This is a genomic window from Nostoc paludosum FACHB-159, from assembly GCF_014698835.1.
GTDB classification, from domain to species: Bacteria; Cyanobacteriota; Cyanobacteriia; order Cyanobacteriales; family Nostocaceae; genus Nostoc; species Nostoc paludosum.
The window spans coordinates 33,931-57,426 of record NZ_JACJTU010000013.1 but is presented as its reverse complement, the minus strand read 5'-3'; the positions used below and the strand labels follow the sequence as shown (position 1 = coordinate 57,426).

Genomic DNA, 23,496 nt, shown 5'->3' with positions numbered 1-23,496 from the left:
TCAAAGATTGGTCGGCGAATATCAAAGATTCATTCATGAATATCAAAGACTTGTCGGCGAATATCAAAGATTCATTCATGAATATCAAAGATTCATTCACGAATATCAAAGACTTGTCGGCGAATATCAAAGATTCATTCACGAATATCAAAGACTTGTCGGCGAATATCAAAGATTCATTCACGAATATCAAAGACTTGTCGGCGAATATCAAAGATTCATTCACGAATATCAAAGACTTGTCGGCGAATATCAAAGATTCATTCACGAATATCAAAGACTTGTCGGCGAATATCAAAGATTCATTCACGAATATCAAAGACTCATGCCCAATGCCCAATGCCCCATGCCCCATTCCCAATACCCCATGCCCCATGCCCAATGCCCCATGCCCAATAACAAATGACTAAAAACAAAATTTTAATTTGCACATTTTTAGCACTGTCCTCAGGTTTTTTTGGTGCTTATACCAGTGGACAAATTACCACCATGTTGCACAACCAGAAGTGTCAAAACCAATATTGGGGTTTAAAAGTAATATGCAACACTGGGGCGACGCTAGGAGGAATGTGGCAAGGTAGCACAACAGGACTATGGACAGGTACTGTTTTAGGTGCGTTTGTTGGTGGTTTGGTGACGCGGGAAACTCACAATTAAATAACGGATAAATATCTCGTCAGCAGCATTGGTGTCAGCAAGACTGGTAAAATTTACCCGTAGCGAACAAGAGCGAACACCATGACTACTGAAACTAACCCAGGTAATCAAACAACTACAGGTGCCGATGCTGTTGATGAAGCGATCGCACGGGGAATTGATTTTGATGGTTCTCCGATTCCGCCTGCCAAATTAGAACTTTATCGCAAAGTCATGGGGCTAGAGGGCAATAGACAACGCAGTGGCGTATCTAATACCATGCGATCGCGCATTGTCCGCATCGGCGCCAAACACATTCCCCAAGGCGAACTCGACCAGTTACTAGTGGATGCAGATTTCGCACCCTTGAAAGAAAAAGAAATTGCCTTTTATTACGGCGGCAAATAAAGTTAGGAGTTAGGAGTTAGGAGTTGTGAGATAAATTCGCCTTCTAATTGCCTATAGGAAAAGCACTCCAAAGAGCCAAAGCTCAGCTTTGGCTAACCTAATATATTGTGGCTAGGGTTTGAACAGTTGGGTTGTAAGGAATTACGGTTAATTGAGCGCAGATAATATCAATTGTTAATTCCTAACTCCTCACTTCTCACTCATAACTCATAACTCCTAACTTTTTACTCCTCACTTTTCTAAAGTTTTTACACTCAACACGTGCGGTGGTGTCGAATCAGGCGGATAAATCACATCTACGTTTACTATCCGTTTGGTAGAGGGTGGGAGTGTAAGTTGCACTAATGGTTCTAATACCTGCCCAGTTCTATGCCATAAATGCACGTAGCGAATTTTTTGTTGACCTTGGTCATCGAAATAACGTACCCGCACTGTACCACGGAAGAAAGGAAAATCTAGGGATGGTTTGCGGAAACGCAGACCACCTTGGGATAGTTTATCTTCTTTTAAAGGTGTTTCTAAAGTAACAGCGACAGTTTGGTTTTGAGCAGTGTTATTGCTTAACGGTAAAGTAAGCTTGTATTCCACTGCGTAATTACCATGCGCTTCGTATGCTGTATCCGGATAGCGTACCAGCATCTTGGCTGTTTGGATTTGTTCGGTACCCAATCGACCACCCCGCAGTGTAACTATAGGATAAGAAATAGCTTTGCCACGCTGGGGAATAGTCAAATTTGTGGCTTGAGGATTATCCACCAGTTTTGCTTGCCATTGGGAACCTTGGGAAACACCAGCTACACGTCCATAAATTAGTGCGCCACTGGTAGCATTCGGAGGAGTCGGTGTTTTATCTCGCGGCCCAGCAAAGTTACGAGTATCTAGTAAAGTTTGCCATTCTTTGAGAGTGGGTTGACGTTCGCTACCATCAGAATTTTTCTTGGCAAACATAGCTAAACTTGCTGCATAAACTGAATCGCTACTACGCAGCCGCATAAAACTAGAACGACCATTGACTGGTTTTTCTAGATTTCTTACAGGAATGGGATGATTTAGTAACATCCGGCTTTGCCCTGGAGGAATTACCAGTTGGGCAGGAAAATCAGCTTGACGAACGCCCCGGAGTACATCAGCAACAGCGCGGGCACCTGGGCCTGAATAAGCCTTACCATCGTTATTTTCAATGTAAGGAGGTAAGGTGACAAAGGGCGCATCTTGCATTAAATAACTCGCCGCTTGCAATACATCTACTGTTACAGGTTTTTTACCAGGGTTATGCACAATCACACCCAGGTATAGCGTTTGTAAATCCTTGGGAGTGTGGGTGTAGTGGTGGGCGAATAAGTCAAAACGTCCTTTAAAAGGGAAATTGAGGTGGGCTGCTGGAAGTTTTTTCCCGTTTGAAGGAAAGGTAGAAAGTAAAATACCCTCAGTTTTAATCCATTCTGGGCTATTGCTGTTAAAGACGGGTATTGTATCTAATTTTCCTGGTAAAGCCCGAACTTCCCCAGCTTGTACGATTTCTTGGTAAGTTGGCTTTGGTGAACTTTGAGCGATCGCGGAATTATGATTACGATTTGTGCATCCAAAGCTTTGAGTTATAGCTAATCCTAATAGGACTATGAATACAGGTGACGGTAGTTTAACTAGCATAAATTTTATTTGCAAATCAGCCCTGGTATTAAAGATAATCTGTTATTACTACAAGTTCCTTTAAAGAGATTTCCGAAGGGCGATCGCATAAATTATTAAGTCTGTAATTCGGCAATTGCTTAAACAAATTATTAGCCAAAAATGGGAGTATCCTAAATGTTTTAATTTTTCAACGCAAAGGTACACAGAGGTTTACGCAAAGGAACGCAAAGGGTTAATTGAGAGTTACTTCATTTTGTGTTTTGAAAAAATTGGGATTTTCCCCGCAAAAATGTTGTTAATTTTGTATTATTCTATATACCTACTCAAAATTCGTTTATTATTCACTAGGCATAGTTCTGGAATAATATGTTTGTTTTAGCTGAAATAATTGTTGCATTATAGATTTACAAATATTCAAAAAAAACCTCTGGAACTAATCTTAATTCTCCAGATAGAAAGCGAGAAATTTCTATCCATAATGCCCGATGTTTATGTTTACCTGACTCAGAGAAAACTAAACTTTCTAAGCTATAAAACTTAGGATCGGCAAAATCACATTGATAAAGTTGAATAATTTCATGTCCTTGCCTACCGTTAAAGATAAACAAATTTTCTATACAGCCTAGATAGTGAATATTGGTTAACTCTGCTTGAATTTCTTCTTGAAACTCCCGTTGTAGTGCATCACGGCTAGTTTCACCAAAGTCAACCCCACCACCTAAAGCGCGATAAAATGTTTCTTGCTTTGCAGGGTCGTAGCCTTCAGAAACGAAAATCCGTTCGCCATCTCGAATTAGTCCTAAAGCTAATACTCGAATTTGGCCAGCTTTATTCATTGTTGTAATTAATTATCGTAAATAGAATAAGGACGGCTTTCGCTATCTTCAACAGGCCAATCTTCGTTTTCGCCGCCGATGTACAAATCCTCAATAGTGACGTATTCCTCACTTAGTTGTGTGAGGGCGTTGATTAAAATATCAATGGCGATCGCATCACTAGTTCCCAAATCAAACCAACAACGCGCCCACTGTCCTTCATATTCAAATTCGCCCATATTATGCATCAGCGCTAGTAAGCTTTTGTCATACCCTTGGGAATCATAATTCATGTAGCTGATATCGAGTCCAGTTTCCTGCACCTGGAGATTTTCTGCGTTAAATGCACCTAATTTACCAAGATAAAACCAAGAATCAAAAGCTTCTTCTACATACTGTTTTTCACGTTCAGAAGGATTTGTGCTGAATTTTAGCCAAATCCATACATCAAAAGGATTAAATTCGCGAAATTGAATTTGCATTTTAGTTAAATATTCCAATTTTTTTACTGAAGACAAGCATATCAGAGTGGGGAGATGGGGAGATGAGGAAGTGTGGGGAGTGTGGGGAGTGTGGGGGGAAATGAGGAGATATGGGAGTGTGGGGAGTGTGGGGGGAAAGAGAATTAATGCTTCCCCATCCTCCCACACCTCCCACACCTCCCACACTTCTTGGAATGCCCTATGCCCTATACCCAATTACCTTAAATTATTTAGGCTAAGAGTATTTTTACGTTCGCTTTCGATTTGTTTGACTAAACTACTTGGGAGTTGAGATTTTTTAGTCAATGCTTTGTCAAAATTAGCGATCGCTTCTTTAATCACTTGCTGATTCTTTTCCTTTTCCCCCAGTCGTTTGAGAATTTGAGCTTTGAGATAGTAAATTTCTGGATTCTCGCCTCCGCTTGCAATGGCGCGATCGACAGACTCTAGCGCTTGAGGATACCGTTTTAAATCGCGATAGGCAAGAGCAATACCCCGATGCACGAGATACTGAGGAGCAGCATTTTCTTGTAAGCGCCCAATTGCTTGGTCTGGGCTAGCGAAAGGTAAATTAACCGCCAACAACAAATCCATATAACCCTTGATTAAATTTAATTCTGGATCGTTGGGAGAAATCGCTTCAGCTTTGTCCAAATATTGATAAACTTGCCGCAACCGACCAAAAGCTTCTGGTACACCGTTGACTGTACCTTCACGGATGAGAATTACAGAACCCTCTAAAAAATGACCAACAGCAGTGTATAAATTCCCACGCAATGGATCTGTATCAATCAACTTTTGTGCGCTTTCCAAGGTTTTCTGACTGTAGGTGTTGAGTTTAGCCCAATCCTTATTTCCGTATGCCAAAGACGCCTTCATCGCATAAGCTAGAGGTTCATTTGGCTCTTTGGCTAGTGCTTGTTGGAGGTGACGCTCTGCTATTGGATAATTGCCCTGTTGGAAAATTGCTTCAAAAGCTGCTTGAGTTTCGTCACCAATTGGATGAGGTTTCTCAGTCCGAAAGGGATCGCCAGCTAGGGAGGGATTTATTGAAAGATTAAGTGCGATCGCCGCCCCAAAACCCAACTGAGCAAATTTAGTGAGCCTAGCAAACACGACCGATTGAGAACACGAAAACCTTTTAGCCATTTTAACCCTCAGAATAATTGCAGTTGAAATAGTTGTATGTGTTACTTAGAATGCAAAAAATCGTTAATTTGAACTTGTGTCTGCTTGAGGCAAAATTTTCTATCAAGGTTGACTTGGGTAATTTTTCCATGTTCCCAGGCATGTTGTAGCCATTGTTTAAGGTAAGTCTGCCACAATGGAGAAAAGGTGGATAATTCTTGCTGTTAGATTAGGGTGTTAAAGCAAGTAATATTTTATGAATTTTTTTTGCTGAATTTTCCAGATGCTCTTGGTGTAGTTAATCAGTAATTCGCTGACTTTTTGGTAATCTTAACAAATGCTCTATCTCCGAAATCTAATTTATCACCCCACAGCGTGCCCAACAGCGATTCTCAAATCGATCGACTTAGAATTAGCACCCCAGCAGCTAGGTCTGATTATTGGCCCAAGTGGTTCAGGTAAAAGTACCTTACTAGAAATTTTATCTGGACTAGCTGAACCGACCTCTGGCGGACTTTTTTGGCGCGAACAAGAACTAATTCCCGAACAGGTTCAACAATTGGCTGGATTGGTGTTTCAGTTTCCAGAGCGACATTTTTGCGGGAGTACGATTTTAGAAGAATTGCGTTTAGGACATCCCGAATTAGGGTCAGATCGAGTTAGACACGCCCTGAGTGAGGTTGGATTAGAACATTTATCGCTCTCCGCTGCTCCCCATGCTTTGAGTGGTGGTCAGCAGCGGCGTTTAGCTTTGGCAGTGCAATTAATTCGTCAGCCAAATGTACTGTTATTGGATGAACCAACTGCTGGTTTAGATTGGTCAATGCGGCGACAGCTGGTAAATTTATTAGCAAAGCTCAAACAAGATTGGACGCTGTTGGTAGTGACACACGATGCTGGAGATCTATTAGCGATCGCAGATCGTTGCTGGACACTCAACCACGGTGTACTAGAATCAGTTGACCCGAAGACACTAGAAGCCAAGGTTAAAGAACCTCTGCCGACAGTGTGAGTCGCAAAGCAGCGGTGACGGAGCAAAGGAGCAGAGGAGAAATAACCAATGCCCAATGCCCAATGCCCAATGCCCCATGCCCAATGCCCCATGCCCAATAACTAATGACCAACTCATTGCCTGAAATGGCAGAAATTTGGCAGCAAACCCTGAATTGGCAACCAACTGCTCAACAGCAGGAGCAATTCCAAAGACTTTATGAATTAATCCTAGAAGGTAACCGCCAATTAAATTTAACTCGCATCACTGACCCTGAAGAGTTTTGGGAAAAACATCTCTGGGATTCACTGCGGGGAATTGCGCCACAGGGACAATTTATTTCGTCTCTCCAAGAAGGTGCATCTGTAATTGATATTGGTACGGGTGCAGGTTTTCCGGGTATCCCAGTGAAAATTGCTGCACCTAATTGCACAATTACTCTCATGGATTCAACCCGCAAAAAAATTACTTTTATCGAACAAACCTTAACTGAACTTGCCCTTACAAATGCAAAAACTCTTGTTGGCAGGGCTGAAGAAATTGGTCAGCAACCCGAACACCGACAAGCTTATGATATTGCCTTAATTCGTGCTGTCGGCACAGCTTCTGTTTGTGCAGAATATACACTACCATTGCTCAAACAGGGAGGCTTAGCCATAATTTATCGTGGTAATTGGACAGAAGATGAAACAACAGCCTTGCAAAATGCTGTTAAGCAATTAGGCGGCGTTATTGAATTAATCGAAAAATTTACAACACCTTTGAGTGAAAGCATCCGCCATTGTGTGTATTTGCGTAAGGTAGCAACTACACCAGTTCAGTTTCCCCGTGCTACAGGTATACCTACTCAAAAGCCTCTTTGACCTCTTTGAGGCTATGAGGATATGCCCATTTGGCTACAATACATGATTAATTACGTAGTAGCGATCGCTTACAATCAGTTAATACATTATCTTAAACAAGATAATTTTTTAATTAAGAGTACATTACACTGTTAAAAAAGTGAATCTTATGGTTCACTCAACTTCTTGCCAACCTTCAATAATAGCTAATAAAATGTTAATCAGCGGGTTATCAACTGCTTCTTTAAATGCTTCCTTCCCCCCTGATTTAAGTGCATTAATAATTCGTGCTTTTAATTTAGGATTATTTTTTATCTGCTCAGCAGCCTTAACGGCAACTATCATTCTTTCCGTATCATTATTAATTGAATTTGTTTTCTCTAATTGCTTCAGTAGCTGCTGGATTTCTGCTGCGGCTTCAACTAAGTTAGTTCGAGAACCATAGTTGTTATGCTGATTTTCTATCATTTTTCCATAGTTTGTTTCAGCAAAGCCACCTTGAAAATTTGCTCCTCGCATATCATATTTGGAACTTTCTGCCATGAGTATACCCTCTGCTTGTGCTATGGCTTTAACATTTACGATTGGTTTGAATCTATAACTAACTATAAAAGTTATTATTACTCCAAAGAAAGTAAATACTCCTTCAGGGATAGATGATATTTTTAATAAAGGTCTTAGAACGCCATTTAGGTAATTAAAAGGTTCTATAATATAAGCAAATTTTATTCCTTGCTGTAGATTAGAAGCAGTCCATTCAACTTTTTCTTCATCTAGATAATCAGACAATTTAAGATTATTTGGATCTTTTGCTTGGTAAAAAGATCCTTTTGGTATTTTATCTACTATGATATTAGATTCTTTGCTACCTCCTATTTCAATTTTGATAGCTGTTCCATTCTTAAATTTTAAATTTATGTATCCTTCTAAGGATGAATTAAAAGGAAGAACATTTAACTCTTTAACTACAAACCCTTTACTAATACTGTGAATTTCTCTAATTAATTTGAATTTTGTAGCTTCATTATTTGAATAAGATTCATTCAAAGTATTTGGACTTAAATTGGTTTCTGAAACTGGAGGAAATTTTTCTTTGTTTCTGAAATCTTTTTTTACAGAAAGTTGCACATCTTTTTTGGGAAGTAGCAAATCCTCTGTAATTTTAAAAGTTGTTAATTCTTTGTTCAATGGCTCAAAATTTATTTCGTAAGAATCTGCTATTACGGTTGAATGTATTTTTGAATTATAAGTAATAATACTCTTATTTAAAAAGGAGATTATAAATATTGAAGATAATCCCACTATTAATATCTGATATTTTTTTGCTTGTGGCGTAGACTTATATTTTTTTATTATTTGTGGTTTTAAAATTTTGTATTTTTGTTTTAAAAAAGGGAAACAACCTAAAACCATCCCTATAATACTACCTAACAATAAAGCTAAAGCAGCATTGTAGTTTACTAAAGATAAGGATATTAACAAAAAAAGTTCTAATACGAATAATAAAACCATTAACCATTTAGGAATATTATAATTAAAAATCATAAATTTTGTATTTAAAATATGTAAAATTTATACATTATTTTGCAAGTAAATTAGGTAGGTGTTTTAACCCTTTTTTATTACTATGAAGACAGAAAAATACTGCTCTACTTTTGAAAGGTAAAAAAATAATAAATTAAGCGATCGCAGGTCAAATTTGGCATTTAAACCTTGTTGTTGAAAAAATACTTAAAAATTGTAGAGTTTCAGATTATTCTCTGCCGAAAGTAACAAAACAGAGTTAAAATGATAAATTTTCCAGGCTGGGCATCTTGCCAGCCCTTGCTTAGGTCATTTAGATGAAATGTTCTGTATTTCTGAGTAATTACAAAATGAGTATGCAATTTTCTTGTTAAAAAAGCAATACTTCAAGAATTATGGATTCACATCCCTCAACTCGCTTAAAAAGCTACTAGAGAGGATACGTCTTTGTTTGAACTATCAGCGCGTATGTTTTTTATAGTTTTGAGTTGTCAGTCGAGAAGGGGAGAGATAAAGTCATTATTCTTTCTCCCCATCGCTCCTATCTAAGCAAATTTAAATTTTTGAGCGTCTGCAAACCGCTTGTTAATCTCATCCCAGTTAACCACGTTCCACCACGCCTCTAAGTAGTCGGCGCGGCGGTTTTGGTAGTTGAGATAATATGCGTGTTCCCATACATCATTGCCCAAGATGGGATATTTACCTTGGCTGAGGGGACTATCTTGATTAGCTGTAGAGGTTACTTGCAGCTTGCCATCTTTGTTACGCACTAGCCAAACCCAACCACTACCAAAACGACCAGCACCAGCTTCGTTGAACTGTTTTTTGAAAGCTGCAAAACTACCAAAATTTTGATTAATAGCCGAAGCTATATCTCCTGTTGGTTCTCCACCACCTTTGGGCTTCATAATTTGCCAGAACATCGAATGGTTCACATGGCCACCGCCATTATTTTGTACCGTTTTGCGAATATCTTGTGGTACTGTGTTGAGTCTTTGCAAAAGTTGTTCAACACTTTTGCTTTTTAGTTCTGGATGTTTTTCTAATGCCGCATTCAGGTTTTTCACATAAGTTGCGTGGTGTTTATCGTGATGAAACTGCATTGTTTTGGCATCGATGTGTGGTTCCAGGGCCTCGTAGGGGTAGGGTAATGGTGGTAGTTGGATAGCCCCTGTTGTGTTTGGTGTTGTGTTGGGAGTTGGGGTGTTTTCTTGAGGAGAATTTTCTGCCAATGCACAAGCGTCTAACGCCAAAGCACCTGCACCTGCTGTGAGTAAAAACAAGAAATAACGTCGATTAACAGTCATATAAGTTTTTGCAGCGAATCCATGTCAATTACTTGGTCGTTTTTATTTTCTTAGATTCTGGTTGCAAAAAATTTAGGGAATGGGGACTGGGGACTGGGGAGTGTGGGGAGTGTGGGGAGTGTGGGGAGTGTGGGGGGAAAGATTTCTTCCCCATCCTCCCACACCTCCCACACCTCCCACACCTCCCCATGCTCAATGCCCCATGCCCTATTAGCAATTAATCAAAATGCTGAATTATGGCATCGGCAAATTCAGAACATTTTAAGGGTTCAACAGGCGGTTCTAGCAATCGTGCTAAATCATAGGTGACTTGACTGTTAGCGATCGCATCTCCTAAACCTTTCTTAATTAAGTCTGCGGCTTCTTGCCAACCGAGATATTCCAACATCATCACACCAGACAAAATCACTGAACCAGGGTTAATCTTATCTAACCCGGCATGTTTGGGTGCGGTGCCGTGGGTAGCTTCAAAGATGGCACTGTTATCGCCAATGTTTGCCCCTGGGCCCATTCCTAATCCACCGACAATTGCCGCCGCCGCATCAGACAAGTAATCGCCGTTTAAGTTCATTGTCGCCAGAATCGAATACTCATCGGGTCTGGTTTGGATTTGTTGAAAAATACTGTCAGCAATCCGGTCATTCACTAAAATTTTATCTTTCCATTTCCCATCACCGTGGGTAGCCCAAATTGAGTTAAGAACTGTTTCAACTTCCTTGACAATTTGCGCTTTTTTCTCATCAGTAAGGGCATCAAACCCCGGATCGATTTGGCGGGCATTTTCTTCTAGGGAAATATTGGGATTTTTTTCTTTGTTGCTCAAAATCCAAGATTCCCGTTCCGTGACAGTTTCTTGGCGAAACTCGGTGGTTGCTAGTTCATAACCCCAATCACGGAAAGCGCCTTCGGTGTACTTCATGATGTTGCCTTTATGCACCAAAGTCACTTGTTGCTTGTGTTTGGGCAATTGCAAGGCGTGTTTGATGGCACGTCTAACTAGGCGCTGGGAACCAGTTTTACTGATGGGTTTAATACCGATACCAGCATCGAGGGGAATTTGTTTTTTCCCGTGTTCAGGGGTGGCGGGGATGAGTTCCTCATTGAGAATTTTAATTAAGCGATCGCCAATTTCACTGCCTTGTCGCCATTCAATACCTAAATAAATATCTTCCGTATTCTCTCGATAAACAATTACATCCAGTTTTTCTGGATTTTTGTGCGGTGAGGGTGTCCCTGCGTAGTAGCGACAAGGACGCACGCAGGCATATAAGTCAAAAATTTGCCGCAATGCCACATTTAAAGAACGAATTCCACCGCCAACTGGGGTAGTTAAAGGCCCTTTAATGGCTACACCATATTCTTCAATTGCCGTTAGAGTGTCCTGGGGCAAATACTGGTAAGTGCCGTATAAATCGCAAGCTTCATCCCCAGCGTAGACTTTGAACCAACTAATTTGACGCTGACCTTTGTATGCTTTAGCCACCGCAGCATCTAGTACTTTTTGGGTAGCAGGCCAGATATCTATCCCCGTACCGTCGCCCCGAATAAAAGGGATAATTGGATTATCTGGTACGACTGGTTCACCATTTTTGAAGGTGATTTTTGCTCCAGTTGTAGGGGGGGTAATCTTTTCGTACATACTTTAACACTCCTAAAAAATATGCTGTTGGAATTGGGGACTGGGGATTGGGGACTGGGGATTGGGGACTGGGGATTAGGCATTGAGGATTGGGGCAAAGGAGAAAGACTTACTGCAACTTACCCTCATCTACCTCATCTCCCAGTCCCTAGTCCCTAGTCCCCAGTCCCCAGTCTCCTGAAGCGCAGATTTTCCCCCTATTCCCTTGTACATTATTTGCGAATCGAGTGTGGGATTGGGTGAAGCGATCGCAATTTTGTACGATCAAAAATAGTAAACTACTTTTCGCTATCAGTGCTTCACCTAAGAGAATGCTCGATAGGTGACCACTTTTTTACGCTAGAGCTAATACGAGTAATGGCATGACAGACCCAATGATTTTATCAGGCCCTGCTACTGACATCGACTCCCTCCGACAACCATTAATCGCTGGGTCTATTCAAGTCCAACAACAAACGATCTCACAGCTAGCACAGTTGGGCGATGGGGGATTAGATGTGTTAATGGAATTTTTACTCAAACGACGTGACAATCCACCGACTTGGATTGATGGCAAAGCATACCAAGTTCTTTACAAGTCTGATGCACCCCAAGCCAAAGAATTTCTGCTCTCGTGGTTTCCTGAGGGAATTGTACCTCTAAAATCAGAGTGCGGGATTAATTACAATCCTTTGCAACAGCTACTCACACAGCAAGACTTCCAAGCTGCCGATCGCATGACCATCGAAAAAATGTGTGAACTCTCAGGACCAACGGCTGTACAACGCAAATGGTTGTATTTTACTGAGGTAGAAAATTCCCCCGCTGTTGACTTACAAACTATTAACAATCTATGGCTAATTCACTCCGAGGGGAAATTTGGCTTTTCAGTACAGCGAGAAATTTGGTTGAGTTTGGGTAAAAACTGGGAGAATTTCTGGCCGAAAATTGGTTGGAAACAAGGTAATAATTGGACTCGCTATCCCCACGAGTTTACCTGGGATTTGAGCGCCCCTAGAGGCCATTTACCCCTCTCTAATCAACTGCGGGGAGTGCGAGTTTTTGCTTCTTTATTATCTCATCCTGCTTGGACACAGTTATGAGTTAGCAGTTATTAGTTATGAGTTGAAGAGATTTAAAATTTAAAACTCAAAACTCAAAACTTAAAATTCCTAACTCCTAACTCCTAACTATTAACTCTAATCTGATAATGGCAAACGTTCGTTTAGAAGACATTAAGCGTAGATTTAATAATGTCACCGCTATCGAGGACATTACCTTTGAAATTCCCGATGGAGAATTTTGGGTTTTAGTCGGGCCATCTGGTTGTGGTAAGTCTACAATTTTACGAACGATCGCCGGTTTGGAAACCGCGACTTCTGGCAAACTCTTTATTGGCGATCGCTTAGTAAATAATATCCCAGCTAGACAGCGGGATGTGGCGATGGTGTTCCAAAACTACGCTCTTTATCCTCACATGACGGTAGCCCAAAACATTGCTTTTGGGTTGCAAATGCGGAAGGTTGACTCGAAGATTATTCAAGATAGAGTCGTGAATGTGGCGCGATCGCTATCTTTAGAAAATCTCCTAGATCGTAAACCCAAACAACTTTCTGGAGGACAGCAACAACGGGTAGCATTAGGAAGGGCGATCGCCCGCGAACCACAGGTGTTTTTACTTGATGAACCTTTGTCTAATTTAGATGCTCAGTTACGAGATGATACTAGAGCCGAATTAAAACAACTACATCAAGAATTAGGCATCACCACAATTTACGTTACCCACGATCAAGTCGAAGCAATGACTTTGGCTGATAAAATTGTGGTACTAAATCGCGGACGCATTCAACAAATTGGCGCTCCCCAAAGTATTTATGCCCGTCCAGCTAATCAAATGGTGGCAACTTTTTTAGGTAGTCCGCCCATGAATATTTTGCCTGCAAGCTATCAAAATCATAGTTTTGATGTCAGTGGGCAATTATTTCCGATTCCAACAGTTGTGGAGGAAAGATTAAAGTTGCGTCAAGGACAAGGTTTGAATTTGGGGATTAGGCCGGAACACCTAAAAATCAACACTAATTCAGAATTTAACACTGAAAACTCAGCACTCTTACAGGTTGAGGTGAAAGTGGTGGAACCTTTGGGAAGGGAAACTTTGATTCGTGCGGGTTTACCTGGTTCTATGACGGTGTTAAATATTCAGACGAGTGGGGATGTGCGTCCACGTCCGGGCGATCGCCTTTCTCTAGAACTAGATTTAAATGAATTATTTGTATTCGATCCCAAGACAGGAGATAAAATTTTCCCTCATGAATAGGGGAGGACTTGACGCAGCCAGATACTCGTCAGCATGAAAACAATTGTGCATGATATCAAAACCTTGTAGAGACGTTGCATTGCAACGTCTCTACAAATGAATAGCGTATATTATGATATTATTAGCTAATCCGCCTCTATCAAATGGGGTATCTTGCTAGAGATTCCTGTTTTGTCTCGCCTAACTGTAATCTAGACATTAGCAAATATAATACATTTTGTTACAGAGTTAGATTCCTCCTACTAATGGTGATACAGTCTCCTTGCCAAAACTCAAAAGGAGGCTTTATTTTGTGATTTTATTTGGCAACTGATATTTTTACTCGTAAAATCGAAGACAAGGTAAAGGTCAGTAGAAAAGAGTTCCTAAATTAATGAATCCGTCAATAACTCAGGGTGCAAGAGCTATCACTAAACCCCAGATGATAGACCGAATAAACGATATAGCTTGGCAAGCTCACCAAGGTAGCGTTGCAGCGATTATTCAGCTATTGAACGAAAAGCTGGCTAAATCAGGCGTTAGAACCAGAGCCATTTTTTCTGATGGTGTCTTACAACTTTTATGTGAAGCGGCTAACATAGAGCAACTTGAGCAATCTCCCCTAGTAGACCAAATCCAAGAAATTCTAGAGTCCATTGCACCGCGTAATATTCGCCGAGTCAATATCAATAGTAGAATAGTTCGGGAACAGCAATTACTTTGGTTAAAGGAAATATCTAGCGATCGCGAGAATCAATTGCTGTGGTCACACGAAATTACATTAACTCAGCCGAATATTATAAAGCAATTAATTAATGATTTCACACAAGCCCAAGCGGAACTAGGAAAACCAAGTTTTGCTAAAACTCCGGTCTCTCGTTCTTTGGTACTAGTTAACAAAGAAAAACACAAAAATAAAAACAAAACAAAGATATTAGCAGCGGTTAGTCTCTGTTCTTTGTTATTACTTGGTTGGGTTATATATGCCAAGTTAGGTAATAAAATCAAAAACCTGATACAACCAGAGGCTTCCAAATCTTTAACAACACAAAGTACTAAAGAAAATCAAATTCAATTACCACTCATTACTCCTAATAACAGTGTTTCTGAATCACCCGACGATCCATTTGGAACCGCTGTGAGAATTGCTAACCAAGCTTCTGCATCTGGTAAAGTAGCCACAAGTTCAACTCAGTGGTTAGAGATAGCTGCTAAATGGCAGCGGGCTTCAGATTTAATGAGTACGGTACCAAAAAACCACAACCGTTATCAGGAAGCTAAAATTCGGACTCAACTATATAAGAAATATAGTGAAGCAGCACAAAAAGAAGCACATAAGAGTAAATCTTAGTAAAATTTTGTGTGAAATCCTAGCGTTTATCAATCCTCCAGCTAGCAAAGTAAATACAAACTGAAACAAAGTCTTGCCAAATTTAATTAGTTATTTATTTGAAGAACATCTTTAGTAGGGGTACAGCATTCGTGTGCCCCTAACCCGTCGTTTGATGGTCTAAAAATTGCTGCAATAATGAAAATCAAGAAAGTTTTTCTTGATTTGAATAAATATTTTAAACATCCGGTATTCTAAATACTAAGTAGGTGAACATAAATAAATATAATATGCTCTGTCATTGCGAGCGAAGCGAAGCAATCCCAGAGACTTTGCGATTGCTTCGCTTCGCTTGCAATGACATCTTAGATTTAATCATGGCTATCTAATTAATTTCTGAATTTTCGCTCTTACCTAAATACCTCTTTTAAATTAAGAATGGCTAGATGTTATGTAGCATTTTCCGTTCTAGTAAGGTACAAGGTAGAGGCGCAAAGTTTTGCGCCTCTACTACGATCTTTACCTCACCAACTTGCAATCTGGTGTATGTTGCCTAACTTAAAAGTTCTCCAGTTTCTTGGAGTGAGTGCAAGCGGCGATAGATACCCTTGTGACGTAAAAGTTCATCGTGGCTACCGACTTCTACAATCCTTCCTCGATCTAGAACTACAATCTTATCTGCTTCCCGTACTGTACTCAGACGGTGGGCAATGACAATGGTGGTGCAAGTACCCTGAATCGATCGCATTGCTAGCTGAATTGAACGTTCTGACTCATAATCTAAGCTGGAGGTAGCTTCGTCAAAAACTAGCACATCTGGTTTCACTAACAACGCCCTGGCAATTCCCAAACGTTGTCTTTGTCCTCCAGATAAGCGAACGCCTCTTTCCCCGACAACGGTGTAATAACCTTGGGGTAAGTGCTGCACTACTTCATCAACTCTGGCAATTTCACAAGCTTCTTGAACCTCCTCCAAACTGGCATCCGGCCTACCGTAGGTGAGATTTTCCAATACGGTACCGTTAAAAACGTCTACTTCCTGATGAACGATCGCTAATCTTCGTCTATATTTACCTACATCTAAAGTGCGAATATCTTGACCATCAATAAGAATTTGGCCTGATTGAGGTGCAAAATATCGCAATAGCAATTTCACTAAAGTAGACTTTCCAGAACCAGAACGCCCCACTAATGCCACTGTTTGATATGGTTCAATCAACAAGTTAATATCTTCCAAAACTTGACGGTTGGCATCATATCCGAAAGTGAGATGGGAAAACTCAATTTTTCCACTAAATTTATAAGCTGATTCTGCCTGATTACTCTCTTCTAAAAGACCAACAGAATCAGATCCAGTTGGTTCTTGAAGAAATTCGTGAAACCGCAGCATAGAAGAATAACGACGGGCAAAACCTTCTGCCAAAATACTAATTGGTTCTAGTTCAGCATAAGCCATACTAGAAAGAGTTAAGGTCATGATAAAGTGACCGAGGGAAATTCTCCCATCTACTGTTGCTGCTAAAGTTAATCCCAAAATAATAAACACGCAAAACTGAATTACGGTTTTTTGCCAAGTACCCAGTTTCACATAACCTACGTGAATGCGATAATCAAGCACCATTAGTTCCCGGTCTAAACGTTGCTTTTGCCGCTTGAGTTCCCTAGCTTCTGTAGCAAATGCTTTCACCGTTTTAATATTAGTGATCAGTTCGGAAGTCCGGCTTTCGGTGTCTTCCATATATTTATCCAGACGAGTTTCGTACCTAATCAATTGCTGTAAATTCTTCAAGCTTAAGCTGAGAATAATTACAAAGGAAATTAGATATAAAATCGCAATTCGCCACTCAATCACCAAAATAAAAGCAAAAATTCCTAGTACGCGAATCAGTTTAGGAATAAACTGTCCGGCAATTTCGGGATACGCCCAAGTGTGGTTACTAACACCTCTGGCTACTCTTCCGGCAATGCGTCCGGGGTTATTTTCATCATAAAATTCCAGTGGCAAAGTAAGAATTTTGGCGATTGCTGCTTGATTTTGATCTCGCCGTGACCTAAAAGCTATATCCCAGTGAAACCAACCAGTCAACCAAGGCTGTGTTGGCGCTCTCACTACAGTGACAAGGAATACTAAACCTAGTAATAATCCCAAAGAAAAAGATTTATTTACTGGGTAATTGATGATGTTAGAAACAGTTGCGATCGCACTTTCAAGGGGTTTATCCAACGGTTGATTGGACAAAACATTTAAAATCTGCCCAATCGCATAAGGTACAACTAAATCAATAACTTCGTAAATGCTAGATGCTGTAATACTGAAAACACTCAACTTCCATTCAGGACGAAAGTAATTGAGAATATCTCGAAATGTCGCCATGATGCACACCTTCCAAGAGCGCGATCGTTGACTTGGAACTTACAGATTACAAGTATACTACAAAATAGTCAACAGTTAATAATTGAAATCACTCCTTAGAACTAGTAAGCATTTTTTCAGGGAAAAATTCCAGGTGATAGCGATAAAGAGCAACTGGGCGAGAAGCTGCGGCAAAGTAATTTGGATCTTGCGGTGAAAGATAAACAGCAGTCACTTGATCTGCTTCAATTGCTGGATTATTAGCGATAAGTTTGTGGTAAGCTGTGGTAGATTCTACAGAATTTAAATACGGGCGGGAACTGCCTTTAAATAATTGTTGAAACACCTCTGTAGTAATGAACTTTCCATCAGGAGTAGTTTCTGTAGCCCGTGCAGTAACAGTAGAAACTAATTGACGACTGCTACGCAAGAATGTAATTTGACGATTAGGTGAATCTGGATCTACTTTAACTGCTAACACCGCTTCATTTCCTAAAGAAGCCCGTGCCAAATTCAAACTATTAAATGCTCTATCTGCTACTAAAATTGGTGATTTACTATCTATGGGAGGAAATATTTTAAACCCAGTGACATGTGGTTGCTCTTTTATAAATCTTACAAGAAAACTTACAGGTTGATTTAATTGTCGCCGATTACCTTCAAAACCTGGCGTCACAATATCTGGTGCCAAAGGCGCAACCAAATCTACTAATGTACTTGTTACCTTCCAAGTACCAGCCATCCACTCAGGGTAAACTAAATCACCCGATGCTGGTTGCACGGAAGTTAATTTTTCCCATTGAGGAAAATTAGCTAGGCGTTCAGACAATTCCCCTGCAACAGCCTCACCATTCCCCAGTAGGAATAAGAACAGCAAGCAAAAACTCCAAATTATCCTAATTATAAACATGAGTAGTCTTATATTAAACGTTCATTATTTATTGATTAAAAATGAATATATGGGATAATAATGCACTTAGAGATATTGCCTATTCTTAAAATACAGAATATGCCTTAATAACTAACTTTATACTGTTTCCAAAAATCTTTGCAACAAAATGACATTGGCACTAGGTATGATTGAAGTCTACGGCGTTCCCAGAGCAGTTGAAGCGGGAGATGCCATGTGTAAAGCTGCCCGTATTACGCTTGTTGGCTATGAAAATACTGATTTGGGACGAATTACCGTGTTAATTCGTGGGGTTGTGGGCGATGTGAATGTGGCGATAACGGCAGGGCTGAAGGCGGCGCTGCGTGTAAACGGTGGTGAGGTGCTTTCTCATCATATTATTCCCCGCCCCCACGAAAATTTAGAATACGTTTTACCGATTTATCGCAGTGTGAATGTCGAACAATTCAGTGCAGATATTCGATTTCCTCCACCCCTATCTGTGTAGAGACGTAGAGACGTAGCATTGCGTGTAGAGACGTAGCATTGCTACGTCTCTACAAAGGTTTCGGATAAGGCAGAATTAATTTCATCAAATGTTTAATTAAATTTCTGCGGGTAAGGGTTGCCAAATTTCCCCATACTTTTCTTTTAAAGTCTGCCAATTTTCCACTTGACCTGGTTCATATTCTCCTGGTTTACCCCATTGCAAAAATAAGCTTAAAGCTGGCTCTTGTTTATCATCTAAAAACCGAATGGCATAAGTTGTAAAATTACCTCTTTTCGCTTCACCAGTTTCAAATTTCACTTGAATAATTTTGTCCATATTCAAGTGAAATTCAAAACCTTCGGTGTGCATATTCGCGTATTTTCCTTTGGGTAATTCTGCATAAAAGAGTTTTTCTAGCTTACCTCTTGCTTCTAAAACAGCAGCACTACTAGTAACAATTAGACGCAAAGTTCCGAGATTTTCACAAGCTGCTAAAAATTCTTTTAATGTTGTGGTCATTTGTTATTTGTCCTTAGTTATTAGTCGTTGGGCATTGGGCATTGGGCATGGGGCATAGGGCATTGGGCATGGAAAAAAGGTTGGCAGGCAAAGGGAAAAGGCTTACTGCAACTTCTTTTGTGTCCCTCATCTCCCCCATGCCCCATGCCCCATGCCCTATGCTCCACATCTATTTTTCATGTTTTTCATAGGCGGCGACAATGCGCTGAACTAAAGGATTACGAACGACATCTTTTTGGGAAAATTCACAAAAGGCAATGCCTTCAACGTTTTTTAAAATTTGCAACGCTATTTTTAGACCTGATGGTTGGTTGAGTGGCAAGTCAGTCTGTGTAATGTCACCTGTAATCACCATTTTGGAACGAAAGCCCAAACGAGTCAAAACCATTTTCATTTGACCTGGTGTAGTGTTTTGGGCTTCATCCACAATTACAAAGGCGTTATTGAGAGTACGTCCTCGCATATAGGCGAGTGGTGCAACTTCAATCACACCCCGTTCCATTAAATTGGGTACTTTTTCTGGGTCGATGAATTCATAAATAGCATCGTAAAGTGGGCGGAGGTAGGGGTTGACTTTCTGCTGTAAGTCTCCAGGTAAAAAGCCGAGTCGTTCACCTGCTTCCACGGCAGGGCGAGTTAAAATGATTTTTTCAAACTGGTTGGCTAGGAGTGCTTGGACGGCCACAACCACAGCGAGATAAGTCTTACCTGTACCAGCAGGCCCAATACCAAAGGTGAGGTCTCGCTTGCGTATTGCGTCGATGTATTGACGTTGGCGAAAGGTTTTGGCGCGGATTTCTTCGCCGCGACGACTTCTGGCGAGGACATCTCGTTGTAAATCTTGCAGTTCGCCTTGCCGATCGCTATCTATGGCTTGACGAGCTGTTAAAATATCGGCACTGGAAATCGTATTGCCTTTAGTCCAGAGTTCTTCAAGCGATCGCACTAATTTCGTAGCTAGTTCAATTTGGTTATCTGTACCAGAAATCAGTAATTCCTGTCCGCGCAACACCAAATTAGCTCCTGTTTGGTGAGATAGGAATTTGAGATTTTCTTCTCCATCTCCTGCAAGAGCGATGGCACTGGAAATATTCGGTAACTGAATTGTTGAAGCACCTACCATAAGTAATTTTTAAATTTTGCTCGCACCTTTGATGCGGTTTCAGCACAATTTGGATTTTGGAATTGTTTTTTTAGTAGTTTAATTCTCAAAGTTTGCTACATATCCAACCTTGTGGACGCAACAAATCTCAAAGATACTTATACCTCTACAATAGTGAGTAAATTAAGCGTAGCTTGTCGCAGATAATAATCCGGGACAGCTACGCGATCGCAAATCTAAAATCCAAAATTAATTGACATCAGCTTGATTTAGGAACTCTCACAAATAAATTACTATTAATTGTGGGCTAGGTGTGTCGCCTGCCCTATGGACTCGGCAAGATGCCCAACCCACAAAAATTAATTAGATATTTTTTATTTGTCAGTCCCTTATTAACGGCCACCCCTACGTGCGACTTCTGCTTTGCGCTTACGACGCAAACTGGGTTTTTCGTATCTTTCCCGACGTTTGACTTCGGATAAAATTCCAGCTTTTTGAATTTTCTTTTTAAAGCGTCTTAGTGCGGAGTCAATGGACTCATTTTCACCTAAACGAATTTCAGCCACTCCCTGGTTTCACCTCCTTACAGGGAAAATCATAGTTGCACATTACTATCATCTACTTTTAGCAGTATGTAATTGCTCAAGAGGGACAAAAAAGATCAAAAAATCTTTTTGCCAGTTTTTCACCGCCACAAAAATTCTGAGCGGTTGTGGTCATCTCCGCTCAGACTTTTGCTCTAGTTTTAATCTAGCGAGTCCGGGGTTTAACAATGGGTTTAGGCCCATTTGTTCGTGGTTCTCTTGTTTTTGGTGGTGGCGGCGATCGCTCTTCTGAGTCTTCATCAAAAGACATACCCTCCCGACCTGGAGTGGTGCTGCCGTAGATATCCAGGTATACCGATTGCCCAACTGCGGCTGCGGCTGCGGCAATTACTGTACGAATGGCCTGAATATTGCGTCCTCCTCGACCAAACACTTTTCCTTTATCTGTGCTGTCAAAGGCGATGCGAATCCAAACTCGGTTTAGGGTTTGGGAAATTTCACTATCGACGCTTAAAGTCTGTGGAGATTCTAAAAACGGCTGCACCAAAAATTTAACCAGCCCAACGTAGTTTGGACTAGCTTTTGGAGATTTGGTTCCGAAATTATGATGCGGCTGTAGCACTGACCTGTTCAAAAACATTGGCTTTTACTAGGATGCGACGTACCGTGTCAGTAGGTTGAGCGCCTTGTTGTAGTCGCTTGACGATGCCGGGAACATCTAGTCGCACTTCATCGGTTCTGGGGTTATAGAATCCCAACTCTTCTAAGGGACGACCATCGCGGCGAGCGAGGCTGTTAATGGCGACAATGCGGTAACTTGCTTCCCGCTTTTTACCGTATCGCTTCAAGCGCAGTTTGATCATGGTTGAAGAATCATTCTCCTGTTGTTAGGTATGCCGAAATGCTAATTCTAGCACTCGTCTAGTGTTTGATGCTATTGTCTGGGCAATGGGCAATGGGCAATGGGCAATGGTTGTTATTTCTTCCCCTGCCTCAATAGCTCTTCTTCTTCATGCCCCATGCCCCATGCCCCATGCCCAATTCCTAAAGATTACCGAATCCTTTTTTCTTTTTATCTTTCTTTTTCTTTTTCGCGGCTGGGGCGCCAGTATTGTAACCTCGCCATCCGGGGGCTGGGGCACGATTGCCTCCACCTCCAAAGGGGCTGCCCATACCGCCACCGAACATTCCTGGCATTCCAGGTAAGCCGCCACCTTGACCCATTTGTTGCATGAGCGATCGCATTTTTTGAAAGTCAGCTACGAGTTTACTCACGTCGGGTTCTTTGTAGCCTGAACCAGCAGCAATCCGTCGTCGGCGACTCGGAGAACTGGCTAATAAATCGGGGTCTTGGCGTTCTTGGCGGGTCATGGAGTTAATCATCGCTTCACAGCGCTTGAGTTGGGTTTCTCCATGTTTTAGCTGGTCGTCTGAGAGTTTGTTCATCCCTGGAATCAGCTTCATGATTCCTCCCAGCGAACCCATGTTTTTCAATAGGCGCAGTTGTTTGAGAAAGTCGGTAAAGTCGAACTTCGCCGTCAGGATTTTCTCCTGCATTTTCTCGGCATCTGCTAAATCAATTTCTTCCTGGGCTTTTTCTACTAAAGTAAGAACATCACCCATTCCCAGAATCCGGGATGCCATGCGATCGGGATAAAAGGGTTGCAGTGCCTCGACTTTTTCGCCGACACCCACAAACTTAATTGGCGCTCCCGAAATCCGTCGGACTGACAGCGCCGCACCCCCCCGGCTATCACCATCGAGTTTGGTGAGAATCGCCCCAGTAATCCCGATTTGCTCGTGGAAGGTGCGGGTCAAATTGGCTGCTTCTTGACCAGTCATAGCGTCCACCACCAACAGAGTTTCGTCGGGTTGGACTGTTTCTTTGATGCGGGCTAATTCCGCCATCATCTCCTCGTCAATTTGCAGACGCCCAGCAGTATCAATAATTACTGTATTTACACCTTCTGCTTTGCCGCGCTCTACACCTTGCCGTGCTATTTCTACAGGATCTGCATCGCTTCCGAGTTCAAAAACTGGTACGTCAATTTGCTTACCCAGCGTTATCAACTGGTCGATCGCTGCTGGGCGATACACGTCTGTCGCCACCAACAAGCAACTACGATCTAATTTCCTCAGATGTAAAGCCAACTTGGCAGTTGCGGTGGTTTTACCAGTACCTTGCAACCCAGCCATTAGCACGATAGTAGGCTGTTCTTGAGCTTCTACTAAAGGAACATTCTCATCCCCCATCACCTGCACTAGCTCATCGTGAACAATTTTGATGAACTGTTGCTCAGGTCGCACGCCGGAGATTACCTCGGCTCCCTGTGCCTTGGTTTCGACTTCGGTAATAAAATCTTTGACTACCTGGAGATTGACATCTGCTTCCAACAAAGCGCGGCGCACTTCCCGCAAAGCGTCTTGAATGTTGGATTGAGAAATTTTGTCCTGTCCCCGCAGTTTTTTCCAGGCGGCTTCTAAACGGTCAGATAGAGCATCAAACATAATGTAATTACAGGTAGTTCGCCAGTGAGGAATTGTAAACCGCCGATGAATGCGATTTAGATTTTCCGGTAAAGTTTAAAC

25 protein-coding genes are annotated in these 23,496 nt (G+C 41.3%); 9 read left to right on the top strand and 16 right to left on the bottom strand.

The genetic code is table 11. The features are described 5' to 3' along the window. Window positions 1–7: 7 nt before the first annotated feature. From H6H03_RS15245 to H6H03_RS15235, 3 genes are all read left to right on the top strand, one after another. On the top strand, window positions 8–406 hold the full coding sequence (locus tag H6H03_RS15245) for a hypothetical protein (protein ID WP_190955938.1): 399 nt from the start codon (window positions 8–10) through the stop codon (window positions 404–406). Then, entirely contained in the window at window positions 403–657 is a 255-nt protein-coding gene (locus tag H6H03_RS15240) for a hypothetical protein (protein ID WP_190955937.1), read from the top strand. Before H6H03_RS15245 ends, H6H03_RS15240 begins: the two co-directional genes overlap by 4 nt. Before the next feature lie 81 nt (window positions 658–738). Next, a complete protein-coding gene (locus H6H03_RS15235; RefSeq protein ID WP_190955936.1) occupies window positions 739–1,044 on the top strand; it encodes a small RNA NsiR4-regulated ssr1528 family protein in 306 nt (101 codons plus the stop codon). Between the two features lie 231 nt (window positions 1,045–1,275). Here H6H03_RS15235 and H6H03_RS15230 read toward each other — a convergent pair whose 3' ends face one another. The 4 genes from H6H03_RS15230 to H6H03_RS15215 form a co-directional block, all read right to left on the bottom strand. Next, window positions 1,276–2,694 (bottom strand): DUF3370 domain-containing protein, encoded by a 1,419-nt coding sequence (locus H6H03_RS15230; protein WP_190955935.1) that lies wholly within the window; start codon window positions 2,692–2,694, stop codon window positions 1,276–1,278. A gap of 386 nt (window positions 2,695–3,080) precedes the next feature. After that, complete coding sequence (locus tag H6H03_RS15225) at window positions 3,081–3,512, bottom strand: NUDIX hydrolase (RefSeq protein WP_190955934.1); 432 nt, start codon at window positions 3,510–3,512, stop codon at window positions 3,081–3,083. Between the two features lie 8 nt (window positions 3,513–3,520). Next, window positions 3,521–3,973, bottom strand: a complete 453-nt coding sequence (locus tag H6H03_RS15220; protein ID WP_190956054.1) for a DUF3531 family protein — start codon at window positions 3,971–3,973, stop codon at window positions 3,521–3,523. Window positions 3,974–4,189: 216 nt separating this feature from the next. Then, a complete protein-coding gene (locus H6H03_RS15215) occupies window positions 4,190–5,122 on the bottom strand; it encodes a Sll0314/Alr1548 family TPR repeat-containing protein (RefSeq protein ID WP_190955933.1) in 933 nt (310 codons plus the stop codon). Between the two features lie 316 nt (window positions 5,123–5,438). Here H6H03_RS15215 and H6H03_RS15210 point away from each other — a divergent pair, with 316 nt between their 5' ends. Together H6H03_RS15210 and rsmG are read left to right on the top strand one after the other, a co-directional pair. Beyond that, a complete protein-coding gene (locus tag H6H03_RS15210) occupies window positions 5,439–6,113 on the top strand; it encodes an ABC transporter ATP-binding protein (RefSeq protein ID WP_190955932.1) in 675 nt (224 codons plus the stop codon). Window positions 6,114–6,217: 104 nt separating this feature from the next. Next, window positions 6,218–6,955: a 16S rRNA (guanine(527)-N(7))-methyltransferase RsmG gene (rsmG, locus tag H6H03_RS15205; protein ID WP_190955931.1), complete on the top strand. Its 738-nt coding sequence runs from the start codon at window positions 6,218–6,220 to the stop codon at window positions 6,953–6,955. A gap of 153 nt (window positions 6,956–7,108) precedes the next feature. Here rsmG and H6H03_RS15200 read toward each other — a convergent pair whose 3' ends face one another. The 3 genes from H6H03_RS15200 to H6H03_RS15190 form a co-directional block, all read right to left on the bottom strand. Beyond that, on the bottom strand, window positions 7,109–8,479 hold the full coding sequence (locus H6H03_RS15200) for a hypothetical protein (RefSeq protein WP_190955930.1): 1,371 nt from the start codon (window positions 8,477–8,479) through the stop codon (window positions 7,109–7,111). Between the two features lie 524 nt (window positions 8,480–9,003). Next, window positions 9,004–9,765, bottom strand: a complete 762-nt coding sequence (locus H6H03_RS15195) for a superoxide dismutase (protein WP_190955929.1) — start codon at window positions 9,763–9,765, stop codon at window positions 9,004–9,006. A 217-nt stretch (window positions 9,766–9,982) separates the two neighbouring features. After that, window positions 9,983–11,404 carry an NADP-dependent isocitrate dehydrogenase gene (locus H6H03_RS15190; RefSeq protein WP_190955928.1) on the bottom strand — a complete coding sequence of 474 codons (1,422 nt, stop codon included), beginning with the start codon at window positions 11,402–11,404 and terminating at the stop codon, window positions 9,983–9,985. 362 nt (window positions 11,405–11,766) lie between these two features. On the opposite strand from H6H03_RS15190, the gene H6H03_RS15185 reads away from it, so the two are divergent. From H6H03_RS15185 to H6H03_RS15175, 3 genes are all read left to right on the top strand, one after another. Continuing rightward, window positions 11,767–12,486 (top strand): GUN4 domain-containing protein, encoded by a 720-nt coding sequence (locus H6H03_RS15185; protein ID WP_190955927.1) that lies wholly within the window; start codon window positions 11,767–11,769, stop codon window positions 12,484–12,486. Between the two features lie 107 nt (window positions 12,487–12,593). Then, window positions 12,594–13,700: an ABC transporter ATP-binding protein gene (locus tag H6H03_RS15180; protein WP_190955926.1), complete on the top strand. Its 1,107-nt coding sequence runs from the start codon at window positions 12,594–12,596 to the stop codon at window positions 13,698–13,700. 373 nt (window positions 13,701–14,073) lie between these two features. After that, window positions 14,074–15,030: a hypothetical protein gene (locus tag H6H03_RS15175; RefSeq protein WP_242057849.1), complete on the top strand. Its 957-nt coding sequence runs from the start codon at window positions 14,074–14,076 to the stop codon at window positions 15,028–15,030. A gap of 532 nt (window positions 15,031–15,562) precedes the next feature. Here H6H03_RS15175 and H6H03_RS15170 read toward each other — a convergent pair. Together H6H03_RS15170 and H6H03_RS15165 are read right to left on the bottom strand one after the other, a co-directional pair. Beyond that, window positions 15,563–17,383 carry an ABC transporter ATP-binding protein gene (locus H6H03_RS15170; protein ID WP_190955925.1) on the bottom strand — a complete coding sequence of 607 codons (1,821 nt, stop codon included), beginning with the start codon at window positions 17,381–17,383 and terminating at the stop codon, window positions 15,563–15,565. A gap of 88 nt (window positions 17,384–17,471) precedes the next feature. Continuing rightward, on the bottom strand, window positions 17,472–18,272 hold the full coding sequence (locus H6H03_RS15165) for a DUF6816 family protein (RefSeq protein ID WP_190955924.1): 801 nt from the start codon (window positions 18,270–18,272) through the stop codon (window positions 17,472–17,474). A gap of 148 nt (window positions 18,273–18,420) precedes the next feature. On the opposite strand from H6H03_RS15165, the gene H6H03_RS15160 reads away from it, so the two are divergent. Further along, window positions 18,421–18,759 carry a carbon dioxide-concentrating mechanism protein CcmK gene (locus tag H6H03_RS15160; RefSeq protein ID WP_190955923.1) on the top strand — a complete coding sequence of 113 codons (339 nt, stop codon included), beginning with the start codon at window positions 18,421–18,423 and terminating at the stop codon, window positions 18,757–18,759. Window positions 18,760–18,855: 96 nt separating this feature from the next. Here the strand turns inward: H6H03_RS15160 and H6H03_RS15155 are convergent, their stop codons facing one another. From H6H03_RS15155 to ffh, 7 genes are all read right to left on the bottom strand, one after another. Further along, window positions 18,856–19,260, bottom strand: coding sequence for a ChuX/HutX family heme-like substrate-binding protein (locus H6H03_RS15155; RefSeq protein ID WP_190955922.1), 405 nt, complete (start codon window positions 19,258–19,260; stop codon window positions 18,856–18,858). Between the two features lie 20 nt (window positions 19,261–19,280). Next, window positions 19,281–19,406 carry a histidine kinase gene (locus tag H6H03_RS15150; RefSeq protein WP_190955921.1) on the bottom strand — a complete coding sequence of 42 codons (126 nt, stop codon included), beginning with the start codon at window positions 19,404–19,406 and terminating at the stop codon, window positions 19,281–19,283. A 23-nt stretch (window positions 19,407–19,429) separates the two neighbouring features. Continuing rightward, window positions 19,430–20,383, bottom strand: a complete 954-nt coding sequence (locus H6H03_RS15145; protein ID WP_190955920.1) for a PhoH family protein — start codon at window positions 20,381–20,383, stop codon at window positions 19,430–19,432. 371 nt (window positions 20,384–20,754) lie between these two features. After that, complete coding sequence (gene rpsU / locus H6H03_RS15140) at window positions 20,755–20,928, bottom strand: 30S ribosomal protein S21 (protein ID WP_190881436.1); 174 nt, start codon at window positions 20,926–20,928, stop codon at window positions 20,755–20,757. A gap of 184 nt (window positions 20,929–21,112) precedes the next feature. Then, the gene (locus tag H6H03_RS15135; protein WP_190955919.1) at window positions 21,113–21,547 is read right to left on the bottom strand and encodes a KH domain-containing protein; all 435 of its coding nucleotides are present in this window, start codon (window positions 21,545–21,547) and stop codon (window positions 21,113–21,115) included. Further along, entirely contained in the window at window positions 21,510–21,770 is a 261-nt protein-coding gene (gene rpsP, locus H6H03_RS15130; protein ID WP_073644048.1) for a 30S ribosomal protein S16, read from the bottom strand. Before rpsP ends, H6H03_RS15135 begins: the two co-directional genes overlap by 38 nt. Window positions 21,771–21,951: 181 nt before the next feature. Then, entirely contained in the window at window positions 21,952–23,415 is a 1,464-nt protein-coding gene (ffh, locus tag H6H03_RS15125; protein WP_190955918.1) for a signal recognition particle protein, read from the bottom strand. Window positions 23,416–23,496 lie beyond the last annotated feature (81 nt).